Raw genomic sequence first — 2321 nt, 5'->3', positions numbered from 1 at the left:
CCTGACCAACCTACGAATACGAAGCGATCGCGCTTTAACCAGTCGTCTAATACGTCAAACCACCCTCTTCTACTGGGGGCGCGTCCAACTGCGATGGTCATCGGACTAAAATCCTCTTTTTACTAAAAATTTCAACGCTTCTGAGGAATAAACGTTTTTTTGACAGTCTCAGATGCTTTAAGCTACTGAGTTTCTGAGAGCTTGCCTTCTAAGTAAGTTGGCTGTTCTCAGGCTTATGCCATTACACGTACCATTGGCTAGCAATCTAGCTTGTGGTAACTTAATGATCCTTAACTTATCACATTAGTTCGGATTTTTGCCTGAACTACCCAGGGAAATTCGGTATTGATCACAAACCTGTTAAATAATATGAATATCAGAATTTTTACAATCTGACACAACTTTTCTCAGAAATCTCAAAATAATTTAATGGGGAGGGAGTAGGAAGCAAGGGGGAAATATCACAAATGACCATTGACTAAACTTGCAACAGAGACTGCTGAAATGGCAGACTCTAATAGGGAAGCACTCACGGGCCAAGATAGTTCCATGACGGCATCAACAACAATTAACAAAGGCGATTCACCGAATGGTGATCGCTCTTCTTCAAGAGTTTTACATCAAAAAGTTATCGGTTCTCGTCGGTTGAGTAACTACTGGTGGGCAACTGTTGTGACTTTAGGAGCCACAGGCTTTTTGTTAGCAGGCATATCTAGTTATTTAAAAGTCAATTTACTACTAGTCACAGATCCCACACAATTGGTGTTCATACCCCAAGGGTTAGTTATGGGCTTGTACGGCACTGCTGGCGTACTTTTAGCTTTGTATCTGTGGTTAGTGATTCTCTGGGATGTGGGCGGCGGCTACAACGAATTCAATCAAGAAACTGGTAGCCTCAAAATCTTTCGCTGGGGATTTCCCGGCAAAAATCGGCGCATTGAAATTGATTCTCGCATCCGAGATGTACAAGCTGTGCGGCTAGAAATTAAAGAAGGTTTGAATCCTAAGCGTGCAGTTTACCTCAGAATTAAGGGTCGGCGAGATATTCCTTTAACTAGAGTAGGACAACCGCTTTCTTTAAGCGAAATAGAAACAAAAGGCGCAGAGTTAGCCCGCTTTTTGCAAGTCCCTCTAGAAGGGCTGTAAAGTTATGAAGTCTGAAGGTTAAAGTATAAAATTTTGTATTTCATACTTCAGACTTCAGAATTCTAAAATTCCTAGTTCCTCACTCACTTGAGAGGATAAGATACTCTGGTTGAGTCAGTACCAGAAAATGCGGTTAAAAGTGACAAAATTTTTAGTTACCTTTTTGATGGTCGCTGGTTTAATGTTGGGAGGATGTTCTACACAGCAAGTTAGCTCTAACACTTCTCCGACATCGGCAGCTACCCAAACAAGTACGACAGCAACTACTGAAGCAACGTCTGTATCTGAAACCACAAGTGAGAGTGTCCCAGGAATGAACAATTTACCACGGCTCGAAGGTAAAGCTACTGTGGTGATGACGGTTAACAGTAAACCCATCACTATCGAAGTAGATGGCACAAATGCCCCAGTTACAGCCGGTAACTTTGTCGATTTAGTCCAAAAAGGTGTATACGATGGGTTGGTATTCCATCGAGTAGTGCGCGACCCTCAACCGTTTGTTGCTCAAGGTGGCGACCCTCAAGGCAAAGACCCGAAATTTCCTGCTGGTAGGTTGGGGACAGGCGGTTATATTGACCCGAAATCTGGCAATGAACGCTACATACCTTTAGAAATCAAACCCAAAGGTGAAGCTGCACCAATTTACAGCAAAACATTTGAAATGGCTGGGGTCACTAAACCACCAGAATTAACCCATAAACAAGGCGCGATCGCAATGGCGCGATCGCAAATGCCAGATTCAGCTTCTTCACAGTTTTACTTTGCTTTAGCTGATTTGGGTTTTCTGGATGGTAACTACGCTGTATTTGGCAATGTTACCGAAGGCTTTGATGTAGTGAACAAAATTCAGCAGGGCGATCGCATTGAATCGGCTAAAGTCATTCAAGGTGCAGAAAACCTAAAAGTTCCTCAATAAATCAAAATCAATGTTTAGATCCCCCTAGATGCCCTTAAAAAGTTGATAATTCAATTCTAAATCCCCCTTAAAAAAGGGGATTTAGTATGATTAAATTTGGATTATTTATTACCTTTAAATGACTCAATCAAATTTCCAATTAAAGGAAACTGTTTTATTAAGTAGGTCGGCGGAAAAATTTACAAGTATGTAACAAACAGTTAAGCAGAAGAATGAGAGTTAAATCTAACACGTTGTGTACTGTAGTTTCCCTTGGATG

The 2321-nt window shown here is 41.4% G+C and carries 2 protein-coding genes; both read left to right on the top strand.

Going from position 1 to position 2321, the window contains the following annotated elements; translation table 11 throughout:
• Positions 1 to 549: 549 nt before the first annotated feature.
• The gene (locus H6G76_RS36440) at positions 550 to 1146 is read left to right on the top strand and encodes a photosystem I assembly protein Ycf4 (protein WP_190711049.1); all 597 of its coding nucleotides are present in this window, start codon (positions 550 to 552) and stop codon (positions 1144 to 1146) included.
• Positions 1147 to 1273: 127 nt separating this feature from the next.
• The gene (locus H6G76_RS36435; RefSeq protein ID WP_190711048.1) at positions 1274 to 2062 is read left to right on the top strand and encodes a peptidylprolyl isomerase; all 789 of its coding nucleotides are present in this window, start codon (positions 1274 to 1276) and stop codon (positions 2060 to 2062) included.
• The last annotated feature ends 259 nt before the right edge of the window (positions 2063 to 2321 follow it).

The sequence above is a fragment of the Nostoc sp. FACHB-152 genome, assembly GCF_014697475.1.
In the GTDB taxonomy this organism is placed as follows: domain Bacteria; phylum Cyanobacteriota; class Cyanobacteriia; order Cyanobacteriales; family Nostocaceae; genus Nostoc_B.
This window is presented reverse-complemented; position numbering and strand designations above follow the sequence as displayed.

Coding starts and splice junctions, on each gene's coding strand:
- H6G76_RS36440 (WP_190711049.1), top strand. CDS start 550: ATGACGGCATCAACAACAATTAACAAAGGCGATTCACCGAATGGTGAT.
- H6G76_RS36435 (WP_190711048.1), top strand. CDS start 1,274: ATGCGGTTAAAAGTGACAAAATTTTTAGTTACCTTTTTGATGGTCGCT.